Annotated in this window: 19 protein-coding genes; 5 read left to right on the top strand and 14 right to left on the bottom strand. The window is 41.7% G+C overall.

All coding sequences use genetic code 11. The features are described 5' to 3' along the window. Nucleotides 1–88 precede the first annotated feature (88 nt). The gene (locus tag OH458_RS10785) at nt 89–1414 is read right to left on the bottom strand and encodes a sensor histidine kinase (protein WP_269978338.1); all 1326 of its coding nucleotides are present in this window, start codon (nt 1412–1414) and stop codon (nt 89–91) included. Nucleotides 1415–1440: 26 nt separating this feature from the next. Then, nucleotides 1441–2145, bottom strand: coding sequence for a response regulator transcription factor (locus OH458_RS10780; protein ID WP_005474552.1), 705 nt, complete (start codon nt 2143–2145; stop codon nt 1441–1443). Nucleotides 2146–2875: 730 nt separating this feature from the next. Between OH458_RS10780 and OH458_RS10775 the strand changes: the two genes are divergently transcribed. Further along, entirely contained in the window at nt 2876–3571 is a 696-nt protein-coding gene (locus OH458_RS10775) for a hypothetical protein (RefSeq protein WP_039473888.1), read from the top strand. Nucleotides 3572–3649: 78 nt separating this feature from the next. Here the strand turns inward: OH458_RS10775 and fusA are convergent, their stop codons facing one another. The 7 genes from fusA to OH458_RS10740 all read right to left on the bottom strand — a co-directional run bounded on the left by fusA (nt 3650) and on the right by OH458_RS10740 (nt 12690). Next, on the bottom strand, nt 3650–5671 hold the full coding sequence (fusA, locus tag OH458_RS10770) for an elongation factor G (protein ID WP_269978337.1): 2022 nt from the start codon (nt 5669–5671) through the stop codon (nt 3650–3652). Between the two features lie 282 nt (nt 5672–5953). Continuing rightward, a complete protein-coding gene (locus OH458_RS10765; protein WP_269978336.1) occupies nt 5954–7954 on the bottom strand; it encodes a HAMP domain-containing methyl-accepting chemotaxis protein in 2001 nt (666 codons plus the stop codon). Between the two features lie 186 nt (nt 7955–8140). Beyond that, on the bottom strand, nt 8141–8476 hold the full coding sequence (locus OH458_RS10760; protein WP_269978335.1) for a hypothetical protein: 336 nt from the start codon (nt 8474–8476) through the stop codon (nt 8141–8143). Nucleotides 8477–8497: 21 nt separating this feature from the next. Beyond that, nucleotides 8498–9178, bottom strand: coding sequence for a hypothetical protein (locus tag OH458_RS10755; RefSeq protein ID WP_269978334.1), 681 nt, complete (start codon nt 9176–9178; stop codon nt 8498–8500). Nucleotides 9179–9255: 77 nt separating this feature from the next. Continuing rightward, nucleotides 9256–10260, bottom strand: a complete 1005-nt coding sequence (locus tag OH458_RS10750) for a DUF2955 domain-containing protein (RefSeq protein WP_269978333.1) — start codon at nt 10258–10260, stop codon at nt 9256–9258. Then, nucleotides 10250–11314 carry an HlyD family secretion protein gene (locus OH458_RS10745; RefSeq protein WP_269978332.1) on the bottom strand — a complete coding sequence of 355 codons (1065 nt, stop codon included), beginning with the start codon at nt 11312–11314 and terminating at the stop codon, nt 10250–10252. The genes OH458_RS10750 and OH458_RS10745 overlap by 11 nt, the downstream gene beginning before the upstream one ends. A gap of 389 nt (nt 11315–11703) precedes the next feature. Then, nucleotides 11704–12690: a tyrosine-type recombinase/integrase gene (locus tag OH458_RS10740; RefSeq protein WP_269978331.1), complete on the bottom strand. Its 987-nt coding sequence runs from the start codon at nt 12688–12690 to the stop codon at nt 11704–11706. Nucleotides 12691–13396: 706 nt separating this feature from the next. Here OH458_RS10740 and OH458_RS10735 point away from each other — a divergent pair. After that, entirely contained in the window at nt 13397–14365 is a 969-nt protein-coding gene (locus OH458_RS10735; protein WP_269978330.1) for a RepB family plasmid replication initiator protein, read from the top strand. 713 nt (nt 14366–15078) lie between these two features. Continuing rightward, nucleotides 15079–15375: a hypothetical protein gene (locus tag OH458_RS22090; protein WP_333482668.1), complete on the top strand. Its 297-nt coding sequence runs from the start codon at nt 15079–15081 to the stop codon at nt 15373–15375. Nucleotides 15376–15658: 283 nt separating this feature from the next. On the opposite strand, the gene OH458_RS10725 is transcribed toward OH458_RS22090, so the two are convergent. Beyond that, the gene (locus tag OH458_RS10725) at nt 15659–17761 is read right to left on the bottom strand and encodes a tetratricopeptide repeat protein (RefSeq protein WP_269978329.1); all 2103 of its coding nucleotides are present in this window, start codon (nt 17759–17761) and stop codon (nt 15659–15661) included. 431 nt (nt 17762–18192) lie between these two features. Here OH458_RS10725 and OH458_RS10720 point away from each other — a divergent pair, with 431 nt between their 5' ends. Together OH458_RS10720 and OH458_RS10715 are read left to right on the top strand one after the other, a co-directional pair. Further along, on the top strand, nt 18193–19350 hold the full coding sequence (locus OH458_RS10720; protein ID WP_269978328.1) for an SIR2 family protein: 1158 nt from the start codon (nt 18193–18195) through the stop codon (nt 19348–19350). Between the two features lie 9 nt (nt 19351–19359). Continuing rightward, a complete protein-coding gene (locus OH458_RS10715; protein WP_269978327.1) occupies nt 19360–21108 on the top strand; it encodes an ATP-binding protein in 1749 nt (582 codons plus the stop codon). A gap of 354 nt (nt 21109–21462) precedes the next feature. On the opposite strand, the gene OH458_RS10710 is transcribed toward OH458_RS10715, so the two are convergent. From OH458_RS10710 to OH458_RS10695, 4 genes are all read right to left on the bottom strand, one after another. Continuing rightward, nucleotides 21463–22359, bottom strand: a complete 897-nt coding sequence (locus OH458_RS10710; RefSeq protein WP_269978326.1) for a DMT family transporter — start codon at nt 22357–22359, stop codon at nt 21463–21465. Between the two features lie 102 nt (nt 22360–22461). Continuing rightward, nucleotides 22462–23175, bottom strand: coding sequence for an AraC family transcriptional regulator (locus OH458_RS10705; RefSeq protein WP_269978325.1), 714 nt, complete (start codon nt 23173–23175; stop codon nt 22462–22464). A 148-nt stretch (nt 23176–23323) separates the two neighbouring features. Further along, entirely contained in the window at nt 23324–23704 is a 381-nt protein-coding gene (locus OH458_RS10700; protein WP_269978324.1) for a carboxymuconolactone decarboxylase family protein, read from the bottom strand. A 57-nt stretch (nt 23705–23761) separates the two neighbouring features. After that, nucleotides 23762–24118, bottom strand: coding sequence for a MerR family transcriptional regulator (locus OH458_RS10695; protein ID WP_269978323.1), 357 nt, complete (start codon nt 24116–24118; stop codon nt 23762–23764). Nucleotides 24119–24511 lie beyond the last annotated feature (393 nt).

Here is a 24511-nt window from a genome sequence, read left to right as displayed (position 1 = left end):
TCGCGCTGAAAGAAATAGTTCAGCGCGATGGTGATGAAATAACAAGGTGATTCGCTAAAGAGCTTGGAATAAGTCTGATGCTAAGAGGTCAAGCTGGCTTGCTTTCTTTTGGGACAATGATGGTAAATCGAGCACCACCTAAATGGCTCTGGTCGACAGAAATCGTCCAATTTAAGATCCTTGCAGCGTTATTGGCGATGGCAAGACCAAGCCCAAAACCACCATCATTGGCATTCCTACTTTTATCTAAGCGAGCAAACGCCAAAAATATCTCTTCCCGTTTATCTTCTGGGATTCCTTGGCCATTGTCCTCAACATCAATAGTCCAACATGTGGGATACTCATGCAGTGATACTTCCACAATACCATTACCATATCGCTCTGCATTCTTGATTAAATTATCCAACACCAACTTGGCCAGTGCCGTTGGGAGCGACACCTCGTCGAAGAGCATATCTGGGTCGAGATGTAGCCGGGTTTCACAGCCAGCGATCATGCTAAGTCGGCCTCGACAAAACTGCTTTAGAGAGATCGCAATAATTTCGGTTTGATCCTTAAGACCTACCCGATTGTTCAATTTTGAAAGCTGCAAAATATCGGACGTGAGATCCGCAATATCTTCAATGTAATCGTCAATATTATCGAACAGTTGATCACGATTTTGGCAATCTTTTCTCCTCGCCAAATCGCAGGCCATTTGGATTCTACTTAAGGGGGTTCGTAACTCATGAGGGATCGCGTGGGCGAATACATGACTCTGTTTTACTCGTCGCTCTATGTCTTCAGCCATTTCATTGAAGCTTTCTGACACCTCTTTAACCGGTGACATTTGATAGGGCTCTGAGCGTACGCTAAGTTCGCCACGACCAAAACGCTCTTGCGTTTCGATAAGTTGATTGAGGCGAGCATTCACACGGTACACCGGTAAATAGATAAACAACCCTAGAGCGATGCTCATCGTGACAAAAAGGGCGACAATAAAGTGAATTTCACGATCTTCGTACCAAGGAATGGCATCGACATAAGGGTCGTCAATCTGCCTGATAACAAGATGTTTATCAGAGTTAGGAATGGGTAGCGCGGTGAGAAACAGGTCATACTCATCAATGTAGACCTTGATGCCTTGTGAGCTGTAATGGATGGTACATCGGTCACACAGTGATTGCTCTTCATTCCAGTTGGAAAGAAGTGACAAGGTATAGTCGTAAAACGTGAGTTCATTAAAGCGATTTAGGCGTTCATATAACCCGTGTCGCTCGTAACGACTGTTTGCATAACGCTGAGCTTGGTGCACCCCATCATCGACAAAAAGATCAATATCTGCCTGACGTAAATATCCAGCCCCAAAATTCATAAATACAACAAAGGTTAACACTAACCCAACCAAGCTCTCTGTGTACAAACTTGTAAACATAGAGCGTGACCTTGCCATTTTTGCAACTACTGGCATGCAGCGCTACTCACGAGTTTATAGCCTTGGTTGCGAATAGTTTTTATCGTAGCAGTGAACACTTCGGCTTGAATCAATTTCTTACGTAAACCTGATACTCGCATATCTATAGAGCGGTTATTCACGTTGTACTCAATTCCTCGCGCAAGGCGGCAGCAATGTTCGCGAGAGACGGTTTCGCCAGCGTTTTCGATCAAGAGTTGGAGGATTTCAAATTCAGAGTTGGTGAGACTGATTGGTTTTTGGTTGTAATAAGCGGTTTGGTTTTGGCTGTTAATGACAATGCCGTGAGCATCTGAAACGTGACTAACTTGCTCTAATTTCTGCTGCCTTTGATAGCGCCTCATCAAAGCTTCGATTCGCGCCACTAAAATATGACCTCTTACCGGCTTCGTCACATAGTCATCGGCACCGAACTTAAACAGACTGACTTCGCTCATTTCGTCTTCTGCTGCTGTTAACACCATGATCATGCCCGTATAAAACTGACGAGCCTCATTGCAGATTTCGGCTCCCGACTTCCCCGGCAACATCAAATCCAAAAGCACGAGATCTGGCTTATATTCTTGGATTTTATCAATCGCTATTGAACCATCCTCTATCGCTTCGACTTCGTAACCTTCTGCTGTTAAGTACATTTTGGTCAGTTGAGAGATATCCCTATCATCCTCGATCAATAAAATCTTTGAATTCATCTACCTATACTCCCACATTGACATTTGCGCGCAGTATATAGCAAACAATAGATGTATCAAAACAACCCATAGACGCCAGTAATATCTCAAGTAAGAAATCCCTTACACAACCCGACCAACATCACTTGTGAATGCAACAACTTACAGCATAGTAAGCCATTAAAATGGATGGTTAATTATTTGAATTAATAAAACAAACATCAACTATCACTACAACAGATCAATCAGCAAAACATATGAACACAAAGGAAAAACAGTATGTTTACATTGTGATTGATTCACGACGTTTATTCGCACTGTAACTCAATTTTTACGGTTTCCATTCTCACTAATGAGACGATAAATTGTCGAATATTTGCTTACAAATGGCGGCTAAACCCCTTACAAACACTTACATAAACCGATTTACCGTATTTAAACACGTTAAATAGGAGCGATAACCGGAGGATTCATCACAAATAGTTAATAACTACCGCAAAACTCATAAAATTCAGTCGATAATTCGTTATAGAGATGTAATAAAACCAATTTTCTTACTTACAATCACGACAATTAGATCAATATGCGTGCTAGTGAATAATTGCCAATTATCTCTTCTGTCAATACTATTCCCCACCAGATAAGCCGCCGCCAATACATCACATTTGTGTTGAGATGAACGACGGCTTCATAGGTATCAATGTCACTGCTCTTATCACGAGCAGCCCCAAACACTTAATTGGAATCTAATATGAAAAAGCAATTCGTGATTTTACTTTCTGCTCTTGGTCTTAGCGCATGTGGTAGCCTTGCCATTATGGACAAGTCTGAAGCAGTGAAAGCTCAACCTGAGATGCTGATTAAAACAGACGGTGACCTTTGGGGCCTTGGTGGCGACGGTGAATTTACACTCGGTGGTCTATACGAAGGTAAGTACTCTCGTGATGCTTCTTCTTCTACTTGGTTTAACACAGTGTCGACTAAAGATGGCTCAATGGGCGCAGAAATCACCCGTAAAGATAACGGTGAATCATGGGTTCTGAGCTGCTCTGGCGGTGGCACTTCCGTTAGCGTAGGCATGATGCAGTTTGGTGGCAACGCTCCTTACACATGTGACATTACGTCGAAAGGTCAATCTGTGGGCAACTTCACCATTGCAGGCGAAGAGAAGATGATCGATTTCGGCACGGCGAAAAAAGAGAAAGGTCACATCGTTGTTAACGGTAAACGTTTCGATGTAGAGACAGTTCATACTGCCCCTAACCTAATGATGCCTCTTGAAAACCCATTAGGTTACAGCTTCAAACTTAACGGCAAAGAAGTCGCAGCTGTGCAAACAAACGGTGTTCTAACGGTACAGTGGTTACCTGAAATGACTCAAGAGCAGCGCGATGTGTTGGCCGTTGGCGCTATCGCAAGTGCGCTTAGCTGGAGACCTGCAGAGTAAACCCGTAACAAACGATAAGATTGAATAAAAAACCAGCTAAGATGTTAGCTGGTTTTTGCTTTTTAGCCCGAAGAACAGTTAAGCGTCTGATGCTTCACTGCACACTTTATCCTGCACCGACGTCGGTGCTGGCTCATAATGGCTAAGCGTCATACTGAAACTCCCCTCACCTCCCGTTAAGGCTCTCAAACGTCTCGCGTAATCTTGTAACTCATTGATTGGCGATTTTGCTTTTAGTAGTGTGAATTGGTTTCCTGCGGAGTCTGCGCCTTCTATCAAGCCACGATTCCCTGATAAATCACCCGAAACATCGCCGACATTCGCCGTCGGAATGAGCAATTCCATCTGGACAATCGGCTCTAACACGATGGGATCGGCTTTTAACACAGCATCAAGAAACGCTTTTTTGCCCGCAATTAAGAACGCGATCTCTTTAGAATCGACCGAATGGTACTTGCCATCAAAGACCGTCACTTCAATATCTTTGATCGGGTTGCCTGATATCGCACCTTCTTCGAGAGCCTGGCGAATCCCCTTCTCGACCGCAGGGATCAACGCCGTTGGTATAGCACCACCCACCACTTTGTTGACAAATTTAAATCCCGCACCTCGTTCTAATGGAGCAACGGTCAGTTTCACTTCGCCAAACTGACCCGCGCCGCCACTTTGTTTTTTGTGACGATAATGCCCTTCCGCTGGTTTGGTGATCGTCTCAAAGTATTCGACACTCGGCTGGCTTGTTTCTACGTGCAGCTTGTAAACGCTGATCATCTTCTCTAGCGCCACCTTAAGATGAAACTCCCCTTGCCCACTGATGATCGTTTCGTTTGTTCTCGCGCGATGTTCAATACGCAGAGAAGGGTCTTCACTGGCAATCTTGTGTAAAACATCTGACAACTTTTGTTCGTCACCGCGCTTAATAGGTTTCAGGCACAATGAGTACATTGAATCTGGGAGGTGAAGGGTTTTTAAACTGACGCCATCTTCGTCATGGGAGTCATGCACGATCGAATCAAACTCCAACTCATCCACTTTAGCTAATACACATAAGTCTCCAGCGAGCGCTTTGGATATTTCGTGACGTTCTTTACCTTGAAGCTGATACAAGTGACCGACTTTAAACGGTTTATTACCATCGCCAATGAAAAGTTGAGATCCGGTGTTAATTTCCCCTTGGTACACACGAATATATGCCAGTTTGCCCAAATACGGATCGACACTCACCTTGTAAACATGCGCGACACTGTGTTCTAGCGTTTCACAGTTCACTTTGATCTGCTTACCCGCTTTCTCAAGCAATGGAGGATTCCCCTCATTGGGCATCGGCATGATTTCACTTAAGGTTTGCAGCAACAACTCAACCCCAGCCCCCGACTCAGCGGAAACAAAACACACTGGTATCACATGACCTGTTCGAAGCGCCTCTTCAAATGGATCATGGAGCTGCTCTGGAGTAAGTGCAGACCCTTGCTCAAGGTAGGTTTCCATCAAGTCTTCGTCGACTTCAATCACTTGGTCGATTAACGTTTCGTGGGCGGATTCTACATCACTAAACAAGGTAAGTTGATCAGTCTGAGGCGCAAAGTAACAATCCACCACATCGTTAGAATCTTGTGAGGGTAAATTTATCGGCAGGCAATGCTCACCAAACTGTTGTTGAATCAACGCTATGATCTGAGACAGCTCACTCTCGGCACTGTCTATCTTGTTGACGATGATCATCTGGCATTTTCCCTGTTCACGCGCAAACTCAAACAAGCGATCGGAGGGTTGATTGAGGGGCATTTTCGGGTCAATAACCAGTGCGCTGGTTTCAACGGCGGGGAATATACTCAATGTTCGACCCAAGAGCTCGTTTTGTCCCGGAGTGTCAATGATATTGAGTCGATGCTTTTGCCAACTTAATGCAACGGGTGTTGCCTCGATACTGTGTTGGTATTGGATGGATTGAGGATCGAAATCGGTGACCGTGTCGCCTTTTTCAACACTGCCCAATTGGGTGGTTTCTTGGCAAGCGAAGAGTAGTTTTTCAATCAGTGTCGTTTTGCCACAGCCTGCTTGGCCGACAAAAGCGATGTTGCGAATCTTATTGATAGGCATAGAGCCTCCTAGCAAAGTAACGTGGTGGAATAACCGATAAGGTCACGAACTGCGTTGGAGTTTGGCGGGATTACCGCCGTGTCGTCTTCCAGGTCATTTTTCGGATGACTCTATGCATAAGCACTCCATGTGGGCGATAGAGTGGTTAGAATGCAATAATAACCATATTTATTTTGTGACTTATTTCATGCGGGATGAATCCTAGCCGTCTAATTTATGAGCAAGTATCAAAAAGCCGAACTCCATCAAAGTTTCGGTGTTCGGCTTTTGTTCTTGCTGGGATTAGGCAATTTTGAATTGCGCCATTTCCTGATTCAGTTCTCTTACTTGCTCAGTCACTTGCTGTGAGACCTGATTTGATGAACTGGAAATATTGGCAACGCCTTCTACGGATTGATTCACTTGCGACATCAATGAGTGAATTTCTTGCGTTGCTTTCGATTGCATTTCAGCAGAATGAAGCAAGTCGTTCATCTGTTCGTTCAACTGTTCGATTTTCTCTGTGGTCGCATTTAACATGCCGTAGGCTTGCTCGGTATGCGATGCGCCGTCCTCTGCTAACACTTTACTGCTGTCGATTTCGCTCACTACTGCCGCGGTAGACGATTGAATCGCATGAACAATATTATTGATTTCGGTGGTTGATTCCGTCGTTCGTGTTGCAAGTAAACGGACTTCATCAGCAACGACCGCGAAACCTCGTCCATACTCGCCTGCACGCGCCGCTTCAATGGCGGCGTTTAACGCAAGCAGATTGGTTTGCTCAGCAAGCCCTTCGATAACTTCTGTCACGCGACCAATGGCCTCACTCTCTTTGCTCAGTTCGGCCACTTGCACACTCGCTTTCTCGATCGTTTGATGCAAAGCCGTTACCGTTTGTCTGTTTTGCTCAAGCGCTCGCGAGCCGACCTCAATTTGGCTTTTCGACTCAGACAAATTATCGACCGACAACTTAGCATGGTTGGCCGTATCTGCCGCCGAATGACTGACGTCTGACACTTGCTCACTCACAAGTGACATAGTCGACATCTGCTGCTCAACTTGTGCAGAAGTATTGCTGTTCGCTTCTTGAAGCGTAGCCATGCTTTCCGTCACGATTTTGGCTTTGTTCGTCACTCCACGAACAATGTTTGAGAGCGCATCGTTCATCTGGTTAATAGAGCGAGTCAGGCTTGATAACTCATCATTACCATCCACCGCAAGTTTCGCTTGAGAGACATCCCCCTTGGCAATCGCTTGAGCACGCTGCGACACGATGGCGACACGTCGACCAATGCTCTTACCCATATAAGTTGAGACGGTTAATGCCACCAGCACAATCACCACAGCCGATCCAAACAATAGCTGAACCACGGCAGACACCGAACTAAAGATTCCAGCGCCACTAGAGTCGGCTTGATTTTGCTGGCGCACGATCAAGGCTTCTAGCGAGCCATTTAAACCCTCGACTGCGGGTATCAGCTCCGCAGCCATTTTCTGATTCGCCATATTCCAGTTTGGCGCTTTTCGTAACTCTATCACTTGCTGGGCTATCGGCAGGTAAAGCTGCTGCATTTCTTTAAACAGTGACCACAAACTTAAATCGCTGTCGGACAACAACGCTTTCTTGGAATCAATTTCTGCGACAAACTTGTCGTGAGATTTGAGAAGATCTTGATACTTTTCTAAGTGTTCCGGCTTGCCATATTGTAGGAAGTCACGCATTGATGAAAGCGCATTAGCAAGTGAGGTATAGCTGTCGGCGTAAAGACGAAACAAGCGCTTTCTATCTCCGCCTTCTTTGTTCCCCGCCTCGTCGTTGATTAAGCCTTGGATTTGATCCAATGCCACTTCAGCAATTGGGGCGGCTTCATTTAAAAACAGGGAATGCGCGGGTAAGTTCTCATCAGAATGGCTGAGATCTGCTATCTCTAACACCAGTTGCTTGAGTGTTTGCCAACGTACCTGAATCTGTTGATAGGCTTGCTCTTCGAGCAAAACTTCAAGTTTAGGCAGGCTCTCTTCCACCTCTAAGATGACGGCATCTAGCTGTGTTTTTTGTTGCACACCAAGCGCTTCATCACCGCCAAGCAACATGTAGGCACGTAGTGTTGAAATGGTGGCTTGCAATGACTGCTGAATTGAACGCCCCGTATCGACGGTGGGTAAATCGGACTTGAGCAACGACTCGGTGCGCAATTCTACCGTGTTAACACTGCGGTAAATAAAAAGCGCTGAAACGATAAAAAGTACTGCAAGCGACAGAAAACCGAACTGTAGCTTCCCTGATATCGAGAGTTTCATCCTAATAACTCCTAGTTTAATGGCTCCCTAACTATAGCTTTTTGGTTACCAATGTTAAACATTTGTAAAACAATAAAATAAACTTTTGGATGCATTTTTGAGTATCTTAGGCTAGCCTGTATTTATTAGGGCGAACCACTACCGCCCCTCTGAATATTGAGCGCGTATATATGATGCTTAGGATGGCTATAACAAAAGGCAGACAAGTAACGCAAAAGCGCCAGACAAAAAAAGCTTGTTGCTCAATGTTAGATCGATACTGGAAGGGAGTGATTGTTCCTCAGTGTCCGCCATAGAGGCGGCAACGCGAGTTGCTTTTGCTGGACTGTGTTTGAGATGAGAAAGACGCCTTGGCGCGCCGACCATAAGCATGGTGCCAAGGCTCCATTGTATGACTAACGCATAAAAGAAATAGTCGCTGACAAAGTTAAGTTGGGGAGTGTTCAGCAAGACAAAAGAACCATGCAACATCGCCATAATGAAGCCATTACACAGCAAAATAAATCGAATTAACCTGAACATAAGCGCTCCCTGTTACCTCAACTAAGAACCAGAAATACGGGTTTCGCTCTCGCCGTTATCGCCAAAATCCAAGCTCGATACATAGACTCTGAAATAAAATACCGACATCAAAACCACCACAATGGAAGAGACTAGCTCAGCAATCAACCCTGAAATAAGAAGGTGATTGAACCCCGCCCCATCTGGCGCGGATAACAGCAAATCCATCACCAAACCACCGCCGCCGATCGCCAATGCACCAAGCATTAATGCCGAGGTGTAAGGCTGTGTTTGCCCCCAACTGCTGCTCATAGCCTCAAAAGGCATTCGCTTATTGAGTACAGATTCAAACTCCGCAAACCCATAGCGAGCGGATAAATAAATCCCGGGGATAATGAGCACCATCAAGCCGACTAAAACAGCAAGACCATACATCAAATGCACACAAAACAGACGCAACCATTCATAAAGAGAAACGGACAGCTCTGGTTTGCTGCCCGTCACAACGGATGCCATGTACTTGATCAATCGACAAACATAAAATGCTTGCCCAAGTGCGTAGACCGCCAAATAGAGAGAAAACAACAAAACATTATCTTGTTCGGTTGTGTTCAAGTACGCGCCAAACGCCGACATGGCAAGGAAGAATGGCCCCACAATAGTGAAAATAGGACCACGATGTGAGCGAAGAAAGTTAGCGCTATCAATGAGTAATTTAATCATCCTGACATTGGCGAGTTCAATTTATGGTTGACCAATCATATCAGAAAGATAGCGCAGATGTGACTCAGGTAAAGTGACTACGTGTTGTTCGCGCTGGTCGGCTTCACTCTCGTCAGGTTGAGAATCACCGTCGCAATTACAATCGCGATAGCAATTGAGACAAAACGCATAAACTCTGCGTTGAGCGGTTCACTTCCTTGGTAATTGAGTAATTGATTGAGCAAAACGATAAAATTGGTAAAAAGGAGTTGGTAAACGCTTAAGCGGCATTGACGACGAATAGCAAAACTCGCAAGCTGAAGCCCCATAAAGCAACTCACACCAAACACTGCCCAAGTTGGCATCATCAATATCGAGTGAGCAATCATAATCGGTAATGTGGCGAGAATACCGACCAAGGTCGCCACCAAACGATTATTACGAAAAATTCTCTGGTCCCTCGATATTGGAATTTTAATCATGCTTCCAAGGGTGATGGCAATTAACAATGTTTGAGAGCTGCCCGTGCCCACCAAAAGGTACATCGCGATCAATACTGTAGTCGCTTTAAACAAGATCAGCCCGATATGGGTCTGTGCTCCATCCATGTCCTGCTCGTCTGGTAGCACCTCCTTTTCATCACCAGGAAACAGAATGAAACTCGCATAAGTGACAGCGATGGCAATCAGGAAGGTTTCCAATATGAGCCAAGGTAAGTAGGTGACGGCGATATGAAACTGTAGGTTGACGGTAAACGCAATGACAATAAACAAAAGCAGAAACGTCGCCAGCATATCCTTGGGATCATTATGGCTGCGATAAAAGCTCCAAAACAGCGCCAACCAACAGAACAGACCAAAGCCAGTAGGAGAGTCCACCAGCACTTGCCCAACAAGAAGAACGCCTAAACTCGTTACTGCGATTAACACAAACAATTTAGCCATCATACTCACTGGAGGTCTCATCGGCATGATGGTCAAAAATATCACCACAAACAACGGGGCAAGAACTGGCAGAACGGCCCCTTGTGCAATCTGATAAAAGAGCAACAGAGTCGGTGCAATGACTAGCCGAATGATCGGGTTCGCGGTACTATGAAACATAAGTCCAGATACTCACCACTCTCATCCAGATACCCGCTAGAAACTCTCCGAAGCCACTTTGCTCGGTGTAAAATGCCACGGTAGCTTGAGAGCCGTAACGAATGTTGCTGAGTTCCGAAAGATTATCGAACTCTATGTTGACAGGATAACGCTGAGGCGTTGTATTGCCTTGACTGGCATTCAGAAAGCCCGTTTCCGGATCGATGCTATTGCTTCCACCCGTGCCCCAACCGATGCTCTCGACTTTACCAGACAGCACTCGACCAGGAAGCGCGTCCAGAACAATTTTTACGCGTTGACCCGGCTTGATGTACTCCATAGAATTTTCACGCACAAGAGCAGACAACCAGACATTCCTCGGGTCGATAAACGTCAGCACGGGCGCACTAGAAGAAACATGCTGACCCGTGGTCAATTGCATGTTGGTCACAACACCTCTTGATGGCGCGACAACTTCCGTCTTCCTTAGGTCGAGTTCAGCTTTCTCTAAACTCGCCATTGCTGCCAAAATTTGTGGATTGTTTTCACCTGTAGGACCGAGGTTTTGTTTCGCTTGAACTAACGAGGCTTGCGCCGCATCCAACGACGCTTGGGCGCGCTCTTTTGCTTCATTAGCATTATCAAGATCAGACTGACTTAATACACCTCGAGCAGCAAGCTGTTTGGTTCGATTTGCTTGCTCTCTGGCATTATCTCTTGCAGCCAACGCATCGACTACCTTAGCCTGTGCGACCTCTACAGCAGCGGTGCTTGCGCCAATATTTTGCCCTGCTATTGCTAAGTTTGCTTGCGCCGATGCCAATGCAATCTCATAGTTTCGCGGGTCGATGCGAAACAACAATTCGCCTTGCTCGACCACTTGGTTGTCGTTCACATCAACAGAAACGATGTTGCCCGACACTTCTGGTGCGATTCGTACCAAATAGGTATGCACCTTAGAGTCTGTGGTAATCGGAGTAACGCGATCCGACCATAGGCTGTATAACCAAACCGTAAGAACGGTACAAATGATATAGAGACTTAATTTACGTGAGGATTTTTCTGCAGAAGACATGGCAAACTCATCAAATTTAACTTGCCATTACTGTACTCTCAGAACAAATTTGTTGCCATTAAAAGGCATACTTTTAGCCCAAATTACTCGAAGTTGACGTATTTTTTAATAAGAAGCCAAGTACATTTAGGGCGCGATTCAGTCAATCTACAACGAGCTGTTAGTGTGATTTTGAAAGCGATAAAGATTGGAAATTTTGGAGCGTACTGCGGGAATCGAACCCGCGTAACACATCACACACCAAGACAATTTAACCCTAATTTACAACAACTTAGCAAAAAAACCAAAAGACAAAAAATGGTAAAATTTACCCCAAAAGGTACCACGTCATCGTGACACTTGGCAAACGTTGTTTTCTCCAAAAAAAAGCACCCATATGGGTGCTTAGTCTAAATTTGGTCGAGACAACTTGATGAGTGTCGACCCTGTTCAATTAATGAATTATGCATGTAGTGCTTCTTCATCGTAATGGTATTTGAATGCCCGATGTAACCACTAATCGTATCGTCCGGCATACCAACATTAATAGCATTTGTAACGAAAGTATGTCTAGTTGGATGTAACCCTCTATATTGTTCTTTAAGACCAGCACTTACAAACAGCTCTTTTAGTTCTCTATAATAAACAACTGAACTCATCCATGGTTGCTTCTTTTTGTAGTTGATAAGCAATGCACGCTCCCCATTTTCCATAAGGGCACTGTTTTGTAGCTTTAAAACTTTCTTGTCTTTTAAGTGTCTTCTCACAATGTTTTCAGATTTTTTAGAAAGTATTATCTTTCGGATAGAATATTTGTTTTTGGGCGATTTAACTTCATGATCAACGACTGCTCGTTTAATCGACAACGTATATTTACCTTCACTATTTATCATTACATCTGAATCAGATAAGCCAAATAACTCCTGCACCCTCATTCCAGTTAAAGTTCCAAGTTCAAAAAGATCAAATACCCACGCATCATGCCTATCTTCTATCGAACCTCTCAATTTCTCAATAGTAATTTTATCGTAAGGGACTCGCGGAATCCTTGCAGTCCCATATGTTACTAGTATAGATGAAAAATCAATCTTGCACTTAATCAGTTTTCTTTCAACGTGATGGTAATATATTTTCTTAAAGACCAACTTTGCATTTTTCCTAGTTCTTTTTGAGTAACCATTTTTACCAGAAGGAGTTAATTCATCCATATGGTATTTCAAGAAATCGGTAAAATCATCCTTAGATATATCTTTAATTCTCACCATAGAGAAATGACGAACTAGTATTTTAGCTGCATCCATATAACCACGAGCTGTAGACTTGGCAAGTTCAGAAAACTCCTCAGAATCAATGTAGTTCTTGACCGCTGTTCTAAATAAAATTCTAGATTCCCTCAAAACAAAACCTTTCTGTATAAATGTTCACGCTTGAGAAAATAATATTTTCCAGAATCCAACATCGCAAGATAAATAATTCACACTTTTCCTATGGTAAATCAGATGAATTATGTTGACAGCCATCTTGATGAAAATTTGTACTTCAGTTTCATTCAGTTACTAAAGTAACGCGTTTACCACTAGTCAAAAGACTCGTATTGAAGGCATTTCAAGTGTCTAAAAATCATACAAACAGAACCACAAATAACAAAATATGAGAGCGTAGCGACGAATATAGACTGAGAAAATAATATAGGAAGGATGGAAACATAAGAAACAAATCTAATAACCCGCCTCCCAAAAGACCTGTCTTTGGGTTGGGTCAAATTCACTTGATACTCTTAATTTTCTCTTAAAAACTCTTTAGCAATCAAAACCCCAAAAATGTACTTTCAATTCATGTACATACGTTGATTTCGTAATTATTTTAGAGAAAAACTGCCTGATTAAAGTCATTTTCCGCCAAGATAAAACACATATTGCCCGATTAAAGTCACGTATTGCCTTATTTTAGAGAATTTCTGCCCATAAGGCGTTACTGGTAAAATTCGACTTGTCAATAACCAAATCCCCTTAATTACCGCGCATTTTCCCGCAGATCTACATTGCAATAACTCGGACGTATCCATAAAAATATTTCTTACCCAAGCTATCTGGACTAAAGTTAATGACGAAATACCATCCAATATTCACAACAGAATCCCCACACATGCCTATAGGTCATCTTTCGACCAATATTGACTCTAGCAAAGTAACCTATTCAAACGAGTTAGCTTTTGCGATACACCATTACACTTCTCAAGAACAAAAGCTATTTGACATCGTGATATCTCAACTGCATCTATTCCCTCTCTATGATGAAGAGGTATTTCAAGTAAGCGACAATGGAGAATCGTCGCTGTCTGAATGTTCAGTCACTTTTAAGATGATTAGAGAAATTTATCGTCATTGCGATTATCGAAGTGTTTTCATACCCAACAATATAGTATGTGAATACCTAGGTTTGGGCGGAAAGATATCTAGACTTAAAGAGATAGACAAATTAGAAGAAAAAGAAATAACACTTTGGGAAAAGTTCTTTCCGGGGGATATTGAAGAACTCCAATTTGAACATGAACAAACCCCGTCTAAAGGACTAGTAAAGCCTAAGCCGTCGACAGTCACTTTAAAGCCTTTTGAGAGCATTGAAAAAGGCAATGGGTACATTAAGTTTGTTATTAATTCAGACTTTGTCCCTTATGTAATAGGCGTTCATGGTTTCAAAATGTATAGCGTAGAGCTAGCCCGACGATTAAAACTAAAGCTGAGCTTAAAGCTCTTGAAGTTAGTTAACTACTACCATAACAACGGAGGATACATGAACGCAAAACATTCAAAAGCCTTTGACATACATGAATTCATGTCGCTTTTGGGTGACTTACCAGCTTCTTTCCGTAAAAGGCCTAACCAACTGATTAACAAAGGTGTTAAGCCCGCTCTTGAGGAAATAGCTCAGGTGGTTGGCATAAAATACAAACTAGAAACTTCAACTCTATCTATCGGTTTTAAAGGTAGACCTTCGATTTCCTCTGTGCGGCTAGTCCCTCTTCTTATGGAAGAAACGAATCTTAGTCATACCCAAGAAGATATTAGCTAATCGCTTAAAAAGAGCTTTTAGGGTAGTCAAGAAGGGCTCCCCTTCTTGCCAGTGGAGTAATATAAGCGCAGCATTAGTCCTATCTGGACACTACACAATAATCATAGCAACCCTCATGTTTGTTTGAAAAAAAGGATATTTTTAATATCCTTTTTAAAAACACTACTCATGCTAAAAAACTGGAGCGTTATAACCAAGCCTGTCAAAAACTCTTCATTAGGTGTCTCCCACCGCGAGCGCTACTTGATGGATAAGCGCCACACTAACCATCGAAATTCAGAACGACTAATTTCGATTTTCGGTAACGAAGCCACGACAAGAAAAATAGCGCTTGCGGGTGAGGCATTTCGATTAATGCAAGTAACTAGCGGCAAAGGAGGTAGACCTCTAACAAGCTATGCAATGGAGTACTGCCTTACCCTTCCAAAAGGATATCGTCCCTCAACTCATCAGTGGCGGTTAATTGTAAAAGACTGCTGTATTGCATTAGCTAAACTATGCGATCTAAACGCAGAGGAACTCAAAGCCTTTCAAAAGCAGATTAGAGCGGTTCTACATCAGCAGAAGCAAGATGGTAATAGAGGCAGTGGTGATCATGTCCACTGATTATTGGCAAAGTCGTTGGCAGCCGCGTATTAAAAGAGCTTCAAAAGAAGAAGGCTACCAAAGTCATCAAGCAAGCTTTTAGCCTCGCGACGTTAAAGCATGCCAACATGGATCATCGACTATATGAAGTAGTTGAAAAACAACAAGGGCGCAGACTCAGTACTTGGCAGTACCAACATCAGAATTCATTAGAAACTCTCGAGATAGAAAAACTGATTAAGCAGATCCAAACGCAGAGTGACAAGTGGACGAAAGCCAAACTAGAAGGTGATTTCAAGCAGGAGCAACGACAGTTCAATAGAATCAAAAGAAACCTAGTTCGAATTGAGAAGTACGACCTCTCGTTACAGCAGCAACGTAAGCTAGCGGTAGTCAGAACCACTGTTAAGAAACGTGGTTTATGAATTACTAGTTTTGGTCGTGCGGCCAAACCTAAGCCGTACTAATTCTGACTAGACTACACATTAGCTTGTAAGTCACGACGAGTTAGTCCAGAAAATTTTCTAGTTATAAACTCAAAAATGGACATTTCCGAGTTACAGCATTTGCTAAGTTAGTAAACAATAGATTAGACAGGGTATTGCGAAATCTACATTGCAGCATTGATAACCCTGTCCAAACGATTTTTAAGGCCGCCAGAATTCTCAGTCAGGCTTTACTAACAAACTTCAGCCCCCCCTAAGAGCTTTACTTAACAGTATTTCGCACGTCCACAGCAATAGAGTAAATAGTCTTATTTTCAACAATTTGAAGATCTTTAAAGCCTTTCGCAAAGTCCCTTTTTCTGCCATCAAAAACAACTAAATAGCCTAGATTAGAACCTGTATTATTTTGATAGTGAACTATCTGATCTTTTCCTGATATTGCATAAGAGCTTGTATATGGAGCACCGCACATTTTAAGCTCTACAACAACCTTTAAGCCTCCAACAAGGAAAAGATACAAGTCAATGAAGCCAGCTCCAGCACGATGCTCCTGTATTATTTGTACGTTATCTTTACCAAACTTTGCTGATAAGAATGCAATAAGTAGCTGTTTCCCAATTTCTTCGGGGTTCTTATTCCACTTGTGGCCACCTTTCTTATCAGATTGCCAAAAGTGCATCCTATTTTGAGAAGATATCGTAGCTGAAAATTCTTTTAACGCATCTAACAAATTATCACTCGTAATCTCTACAACAACTTCTGGTTTGAAACTAGTCGCTATCATGCCTTTCGGCATCTTAATAAAGCAATCGTTCTTTAGTTGCAGCAAGTCTTTTGTTTCTGGGTTAGCTTTATTAAAGAACTCTAGAGCTTCATGATATCTATGCTGTTCATAGAGAGCCTTCCCATACCCAAAACACATGTTTGGTAACTCACCCAACAACTTGATCCTTGCACGAAAAAACTCCCCTGCTTTCTCCCATTGTTCACTTTTCATGTAAAGCCCAGCTAGGTTGTTTGCTGCAGGGTAGTTATATGGATTGGTATCGAGAGACTTCAGGTAGCTTTCCTCTGCATCAGTCGTCAATCCTTGCTTTTGGTATATCAAGCCAAAATGAAAATGGACTAAATCAATGACACCTCTATCATCTTTTTTTTCTAAGTGTCCAAGTGCAGCATCTAGGAAGTCTATTGAATCTGTAATTGAATTAGATGGGTCGAGAGATTCTTTGAGTAAAACAGTACCAATCAAGCCAGAGTTACCAAACGCCATGACTTCATTTAATAAATCTCTACTCAACCGATCATGTTCATTGTAATAATCAGCTATTTTAGTTTGTAAGTTGAATAACTCGTCATCAATGGCTGAGGAAATACCTACAGCCAACTTAGTATAGCGAGCTACTTTGTCTTTGATGCCAAGCTCTGAAGCGTATTGAGCAGCCATCCTATAAGAAGTATGTAAGTTGATTTCAGCACCAAAAACACCTTCATCTAGAATAAACGCATTTTCAATGGTTTTTAATGCTTCTTCTTTCTCTCCAAGCTTATGCAAGTAGGTAGCTTTATCCTGTAAGAGATGGGCTTTTCCGTGGCGATCTAACAAGTCATCTGACCCTGCCAACTGTAAGCATGTTTCTAATGTTCTTAATGCTAAATCAGGAGACTCCTTAGCTTGTAGCTTTGATAGTTGCAATAAGTTAGTAATCGCCCCCTTTTTCTGCCCAGCTTCGAGAAACTTATCAGCACTTAATTTATGATATCGAGCAGTGTCTTGATCATTATTGGCGAGATCTGCCAAACCTTGATAAGCAACTGCGGTATCTCTCGGTGAGGCATGCTCTCTTTTAAGTAATTCTTGATAATGAATTACAGCCAAATGCCTTTTACCTTGTTCTTTAGCATATCTTGCTCTCTCCAAAGTAAAACCATCCAAATGCTTCTCATCTAAACTATCTGAAAACTCACTTTCCAAAAGATAAATATATTTTGTTACTTTCTGTAATTCGCCAATGATTGATGCATACCCAAGGCAATAGAATAAGTGTTCCTGCCTACAATCTAGGTTAAAACTATCGATTGATTCTATAATTTCTAATACTCTCTTATCTCTGAGTTTAGTGATAAAGAATGCATTCTCTAGTAGCAAAGCTAAAGCTTCAGTATGTAGCCCTTCTCTAATCTTACGTTGAGCCTCCTCTAACGTTTCATGAGCAATCTGGCTTGGTATTCCTTGCAACGACTCATGAATCTTTCTTCCAATCTCCAACGCCTCTGGAGACTGTGCATCAGATTTTCCTAGTGATGTTGAACTCAAGGAAGAGGTATAGGTGATTTTATGTTTAGACTGAGAATGTTCTTTCATAGCTACTCTATGCTGCAATACCATTAACCGTGACACTTATATGCACATAGTACCACTTAATTTAGAGCTAAAGATTGGTAATGGCTGTAAAACTTGCTACTTTTTTGAAATGAGAAATAGTGAGTCAAATGACAATATAAGATCAAAGGCATCAATAAGTCATAACACCGAATGGGCACTTTCGAGCTAGAAAGTGCCGCGGGTAAAAATTCAACCTGAGAAGTTCTTGGACAAAGGTGTGTTGGTCATCCCGCAAAATTCATTAGTTAGAATACTACAGAACAGAGAGCCAAAGGGTACCTAAAGACTGCATTGTTTTTCCAAGTCATCACCTCAAAGAAAACCTATTTAAATACTAAGCAACTCATTGCTTACCAAGCAAAACAATTGAGTTAAAATGGTTTTAATATACGCCATTGAAGATAAAGAGTATGGAACATCTAGAAGAAATAAAAATTAATGATATCTGGCAACACAATGTCAATCTATTGATAGGCTCAGGCGCATCATTTGGGCTTTTCCCTACACTTGCGACCCAAATGGAAAATGAGTCCATCGAAACACTAGGTAAGTACTTTGAAGATGAAAACAAGCTTCAGCTTAAGTCGTTACTTTTCATGTACTACTACGTCAACTGCATTGAACCCGTAATATCATTCGATATAGAAGAGATTAAATCAGGAGCCGACCTAGCAATTGAGTTGGAGCTAGATGGTGATGAAGATGTAAGAAAGCTAGCTGTCATCAAAAACTACCAAGCATTACTTAAAACACTTAAGACAATTGCCTCTAAAAACAAATCTCAGAAAAAAGCTAATATTTTCACCACAAACTATGACTCGTGTTTCGCCGATGCATATGAAGAGCTTTTGCTTGAGGAATCAAACTTAGAGTTTGTACTGAATGATGGCTCTAAAGGTTTTCGTAGAAAATTTGTTGAAGCTCGACACTTTGACACGTCCGAAATCAAACATAGCATATTTGGCAAAAACTGTTTCAGTATCCCACAAGCCAATCTAGTTCACTTACATGGTTCAGCATTCTGGACACTCAATGATAACCGAATAGCAGTTAACTACGATGATAAGGACTGCAAATTCGAGGATGAATTTTTTGATAGCGTCAACAGTGAGTTGGAAGAACTAGAAGCAATTCTTAACAATAAGGAAGCCACACGTGACGCTTTTGACACAATCACCTTTAATGAGACCTTTTCAGACATAGAAAAGATATTTTGGGCTACTTACAAAAAACTTCCAATTGTTAACCCTACCAAATGGAAGTTTCACGAAACTGTTTTTGACGAACATTATTATCAAATGCTTCGCCTAATGAGTTATGAATTGGAAAAACAAGACTCAACGCTTATTGCATTTGGTTTTTCATTTGCGGATGAACACATCACCAACTTAATAAAACGCTCACTTGGCAATAAATCCCTCACTATGTACCTGTGTTGTTTTGATGCTCCCACTATAGATGCAATGGAAACTCTATTCGGCAGCTTTAATAACGTTAAGCTCATCAAGCTAGATGGTTTTCTAGACTTTGATGCATTTAATAACAAAGTATTCAAGCTTCCAAGTTAAGGGAATAACATGGCTATTTTAGTGGGTGAAGTTATTGCCGTAAAAGGCGTTAAGGTATCAATTAAGGTTTTTGAAGAATCGAACAAAGACACATTATTCTACGACGGTACAAAGTACAAAGGTGTTTCAATACGCGAGTATGTGCAGATAGAACGTGGTTTTAAGAAGATAATCTGCGTAGTCGAGGGAGAGTACTTAGATGAAAAATGGATTGATGACGAATTCCATTATATTCGGACAGTAGACCTCAAACCCATTGGTTACTTTGAGTCAGGACGTTTTGTCGAAGGCATAAAGCATCTCCCGTTAATTAAAGACCCAGTTTTCTTACTCGAAGAAGATAGGCTCGCTGACATCTACGGCAAAGCAGGCAGTGATTTTGTAATCGGAAGTCTGTTAAAAGAAGAATTTCCAGTTTCTCTACCATGGCACAAGTTGTTCAACTCTCATATTGGGATTTTTGGAAATACGGGGAGTGGTAAGTCAAACACGCTAACCAACTTATACACCACTCTTTTTGATAAGAAAATTGAACAGGTCAATGGTAAAAGCCAATTTATCGTTATCGACTTCAATGGTGAATACACAAACGGGCAACTTACTACTGACCAATATAAAAACGTATACAACCTTAACTCTCGCAATGCTGAGCAAAAGTTTCCACTAGCCAAATCAGAGTTCTGGGACACAGATACATTGAGTTTGCTCTTTCAGGCTACACAAAACACACAGAAACCATTCATCAATCGAATCGTAAAAGGCAAGCTACAATTTGATACCGAAGCTAATTTCTTAAACTACATTAAAACAACCTATGAAAAAGTGTTTACTGCAGCTGCACCTCATCCAGAGCTACTAGATCTCATCCGTGAAATCACAAACACACTGGACAATGCAGCAATCAAGGACACATTGAAAACTGTATCTTTCAATGGAACCACCAAAGGCTTCTATGTAACGCCTAACTCTTACTTTCGTGCCGACGGGAATTATTACAGAAACATACTAAAAGATGATGTCGATGCTATAACTATCCCTCAAGGTCTAAGTGACTTAGACCAATTTAACATTCGCTGCCACATACAGCTAATAAGAGACCTGATAAGCGGATATGTTCAGTTTGATTTTATTCAACCACTATTGAAACGCATAGACTCATCACTATCGAACTTATCCAAAGTCATTCAAGTTAATGAGGATCCAGTGGCGAATAAAACTGTCACTATTATCTCCCTAAGAAAATGTAATCAAGATATCAAGAAAGTTCTTCCTTTATTGATAGCCAAGCATTACTACAACCCACATAAAGTAGCTGTGGCCAATCCGCCAGATAAAACAATACATCTTATAATTGATGAGGCTCATAACATACTGTCACAGCAATCCACCCGTGAGAGTGAAAGCTGGAAAGACTACAGACTTGAAACCTTTGAAGAAATCATTAAAGAGGGGCGTAAATTTGGCATGTATCTGACTCTTTCTAGCCAAAGACCAGCAGATATATCACCAACTATCGTGTCCCAAATACACAACTTTTTCATTCACCGATTGGTCAATGATAGAGATTTATTCTTGATTGATAACACGATTAGCACATTGGATAACATGTCTAGAAGCATGATTCCCAACTTATCTCGTGGCAGTTGTGTTATTACTGGAACCGCGTTTGATTTACCTATGGTTCTACAGGTGAAGGAATTAGCGAAAGAGAAGCAACCAGATAGTGAAGATGTCGATTTAGAAGCACTATGGTCCTAGCAGCGACTAAGATTGAAATTGTCTAGCATTGGAGCAAAGAGGCAGGTGTCAATCCATTACAATATGTATTCCAAAATGAGATTGATTACCGCTAGCCATAACTCTCTTTGGGGCAAAGGTGTGTTTGCCACGATTAGCTTCAGCACACCTCTGGACAGAAATGAGTTACCGAGGTTGCTAATTTAGTTATATACGAATAATTATAGGTATTGGAAAATCGCTTGGAGGGGGCCATTTCCTAGTGTGACTTTATATATCATAATCGAACAGCTTTGTTAGCAGTCATCAGTCTAGTTGCTTAACATAGGAAACAACTAGACACGATAATATCTATACCTGTTGGTTCGTAGGTGGCTATCTACCTTTCACTTGAATCAACAAACAAATTAGGATTAAACCGATGCCACTCCATCCAAGCATTGGTATCGACTCGCCAACCACCACCACTGCCAAAGTTGCTGCTACAACAGGCTCAAAAAGTGTAATCAAACTTGCACTACTGGCGGTTACAAACCTTAGGCCAAATCCATAAGCAATATAACCCAACCCCATTGGAATCAAAGCCATATAGCCAACTACCAGAATATTGGTTGTTGATGCAAAAAGATTATCTCCAGTAACCAAAAGTGTTGGGAGCAAAATTAACGAACCAAAACCAAAAATACAACCTAAAGCCGATTGGGATTGGACACCCTGTTCAATCAATGTCTTAGCAATCCACGAATAGACGGCATAACACAAACCCGCAATAAAACCCAACAAGATACCAATCAGTCTCAAGTTATTAACTGTATGGGTTGCAGGTGACTCAGAGAAAACCAACAACATGATGCCTGCAATTCCAACAGAGAAGCTTAGCAACCATTTTTTCGTGATTCTTTTCCCTTTGCTAAATAGACACTCAAGTATGGCCGCAAAAAACGGTGCTGTGGCAATAGAAATTACGGTACCAATTGCGACACCAGCCAGCCTCATCGAGGAATAAAATGCTAATGGATAGGCAGCCAATGCGATTGCGCTAATCGCTAACTTTCTCTTGTGAATCAGAATCTTCTTGAAATCATTTAGCAATTGTTTGCGAGATAGTGCGGCTTGAAAAAGCCCACCAACTCCCATTGAAAAAGCGCCTATTGCTAGAGAGCTAATATCTGGAGCTAAACTAGCGACTGTACCTGTAGTACCCCATAAGACTGAGGCAAACAGTATCGAGAAAATGCCAAGCTGATAGGAAGTATAGCGACTGTACAACATAATTATATCTACCGAAAAACTCATAACAATGCAGAGATTTTAGGCGATTAATCACATCATGTTTTTGCTAAAAGGACGCAATAGTTGCTTAAGTAGACGAACTCAAGAGCGTGCGAACTCCCTTGGAGACATTCCATAGTGGGCGGAAAAGCGTCGACTAAAAGCTGAAAGGTCGCTGTATCCTACTCGCTCAGCTACCCACTGCACAGGTAAGTCAGTATGGGTTAGCAGTGCCTTAGCCTTCTCCATACGTTGCTCAGTGATGTATTTGAGTACACTCATCCCTATGTTTTCTTTGAAGAGCTTCTTGAACTGAGTTGGACTAAGATACGCAATCTTAGCAAGCGACTGAATGGTAAGAGGCTCGGCTAACCGTTCACTGATCATCACCTGCACTGCTCGAATCCGTGGATCGTTAGTTCGAGACAACTCTTGCTGTCCCAGCAATAAGGTGAAGATACTTACCATAGATGCTTCAATTGCACTATCCACCTGATATTCAAGTTGCTTTTCAACAAAGTGAATAAAGCTCAACAAAGGGGGAGAGATCGAAAAAACAGCTAGTTCCTCACTGATCAAATGCGAAGGCAGATCATCAAGATCGGCTACAATGAATCGTGCTGCTTCATCAGCATTAAATCCATGTGCTACACCTTTTGGGATCACCACGCATTCACCGACACTCACCTTACCCAAGAAACCATCCATATCAATATGAATATTACCTTGAATAGGCAGTACCAGTTGATGATAGCTATCGTGAACATGGCGACTAAAGCGCTTTGTGTAAGTGCGAATACTTAAACTAGTTTTCATATCAACAACAAGTTAGCAAAAGACAATAACAGGTATTTCCAGCAACTTTCACTCATTATAAAAATTAGGTCAAGCAGATGGTTCACGTAGCTCACAATGGGGCAGCTTCGTGTTGTGCTGCCCTATCAGGTCCGGTTTTGCTAGTGACCTACGGATGCTTCCTTTCGGATAGCACTTCTTTGAAAGCAAACATTCCATTTAATGCTGCTGGGAAACCTGCATAGACAGACATTTGAATTATTACTTCTTTCAGCTCTTGTTCTGTACAGCCAACGTTAAGGGCCGCATGTAAATGCACTTTTAGTTGTGGAGTACAAGTACCCATAGCAGTTAATGCTGAAACCGTTGCGATCTCTCTTGATTTTAAGTCTAAGCCCTGACGTGTGTAGATATCACCAAACGGATATTCAATTGTGTACTTAGCTAAATCAGGACAAATATCTTGAAGACTATCGATAACTTTTTGGCCTGCTTCACCATCTATTTTGGATAGTTGTTCTAGACCTGAATTAAATCGAGAAATTTCCATTTGTGTGCTCCTCTTTATGAATACCAGCACACCTTACAAGTTAGAGTTAACTCTAAGTCAACTCACTTTCCCACTCTTATACAAATTAATTTTGTTATCTAATGCTTTCAGATGCTCATTTTGTTGTCTAATGTGTTCTTTTAAGTTTTCTCGATGTATTTCTAACAGTTTTTGGCGGTCAACCACGGTTTTTGTACCCAAATCTCTTAATGATGCATATTTTTGGATTTCTTCTAGCGGCATCCCTGTATCTTTGAGTCGTTTAATAAAGTTTACCCAATCAATATCTCGATTTGAGTAAACTCGGTGGCCACTGCTATTTCGATGAACATGTTTGAGTAAACCGATTTTTTCATAGTATCGAAGTGTGTAAGACGATAGCTCAACTATCCCTGAAAATTTTTGCATATTCATTGTTTTTACCTTCCTTTAGACAACTCATCAAAAGCTTAAATAAGCACTAATTTTATCGACGTTACACTGATAAGAAATAGTAAGGCAACAGTTCATCAGCGAAAGTACTGTAAACAAAATGGCTAGCAAGCTTGGGGGCATAAACTGCTTAGAGCAATTACGTTAAATCATTGCTGGACAAAATTGAGTCAGTGATTTTACTAAATTAGAAACTCACCAATTACTTCCAGTATGGCAAACCACTAAGTAATTCTAAGTTGATACTCCCAAGCACCTAAGAAACTAACTTTTAACTACCTATTATCACAAAGAAGTGCTAACTAGAAAGTTATGTATACTTCTGAGTTAGCGGCTGTGCTCGCTCAGAAAGTAACGAACTAGAGAGAGCGTGAA

Source organism: Vibrio sp. MarTm2, assembly GCF_027587055.1.
GTDB lineage: Bacteria > Pseudomonadota > Gammaproteobacteria > Enterobacterales > Vibrionaceae > Vibrio > Vibrio sinaloensis_D.
The sequence above is the reverse complement of the archived record's forward strand: the minus strand, read 5'-3'. Positions and strand labels throughout refer to the sequence as shown.

Bases quoted from the DNA above. Each gene is read 5' to 3' on its own strand.
- OH458_RS10745 (WP_269978332.1), bottom strand. From the start codon at position 11,314: ATGTCTTCTGCAGAAAAATCCTCACGTAAATTAAGTCTCTATATCATT.
- OH458_RS10780 (WP_005474552.1), bottom strand. From the start codon at position 2,145: ATGAATTCAAAGATTTTATTGATCGAGGATGATAGGGATATCTCTCAA.
- OH458_RS10700 (WP_269978324.1), bottom strand. From the start codon at position 23,704: ATGGAAATTTCTCGATTTAATTCAGGTCTAGAACAACTATCCAAAATA.
- OH458_RS22090 (WP_333482668.1), top strand. From the start codon at position 15,079: ATGGATCATCGACTATATGAAGTAGTTGAAAAACAACAAGGGCGCAGA.
- OH458_RS10725 (WP_269978329.1), bottom strand. From the start codon at position 17,761: ATGAAAGAACATTCTCAGTCTAAACATAAAATCACCTATACCTCTTCC.
- OH458_RS10775 (WP_039473888.1), top strand. From the start codon at position 2,876: ATGAAAAAGCAATTCGTGATTTTACTTTCTGCTCTTGGTCTTAGCGCA.
- OH458_RS10710 (WP_269978326.1), bottom strand. From the start codon at position 22,359: ATGTTGTACAGTCGCTATACTTCCTATCAGCTTGGCATTTTCTCGATA.
- OH458_RS10695 (WP_269978323.1), bottom strand. From the start codon at position 24,118: ATGAATATGCAAAAATTTTCAGGGATAGTTGAGCTATCGTCTTACACA.
- OH458_RS10720 (WP_269978328.1), top strand. From the start codon at position 18,193: ATGGAACATCTAGAAGAAATAAAAATTAATGATATCTGGCAACACAAT.
- OH458_RS10785 (WP_269978338.1), bottom strand. From the start codon at position 1,414: ATGTTTACAAGTTTGTACACAGAGAGCTTGGTTGGGTTAGTGTTAACC.
- OH458_RS10715 (WP_269978327.1), top strand. From the start codon at position 19,360: ATGGCTATTTTAGTGGGTGAAGTTATTGCCGTAAAAGGCGTTAAGGTA.
- OH458_RS10705 (WP_269978325.1), bottom strand. From the start codon at position 23,175: ATGAAAACTAGTTTAAGTATTCGCACTTACACAAAGCGCTTTAGTCGC.
- OH458_RS10760 (WP_269978335.1), bottom strand. From the start codon at position 8,476: ATGTTCAGGTTAATTCGATTTATTTTGCTGTGTAATGGCTTCATTATG.
- OH458_RS10735 (WP_269978330.1), top strand. From the start codon at position 13,397: ATGACGAAATACCATCCAATATTCACAACAGAATCCCCACACATGCCT.
- OH458_RS10755 (WP_269978334.1), bottom strand. From the start codon at position 9,178: ATGATTAAATTACTCATTGATAGCGCTAACTTTCTTCGCTCACATCGT.
- fusA (WP_269978337.1), bottom strand. From the start codon at position 5,671: ATGCCTATCAATAAGATTCGCAACATCGCTTTTGTCGGCCAAGCAGGC.
- OH458_RS10765 (WP_269978336.1), bottom strand. From the start codon at position 7,954: ATGAAACTCTCGATATCAGGGAAGCTACAGTTCGGTTTTCTGTCGCTT.
- OH458_RS10750 (WP_269978333.1), bottom strand. From the start codon at position 10,260: ATGTTTCATAGTACCGCGAACCCGATCATTCGGCTAGTCATTGCACCG.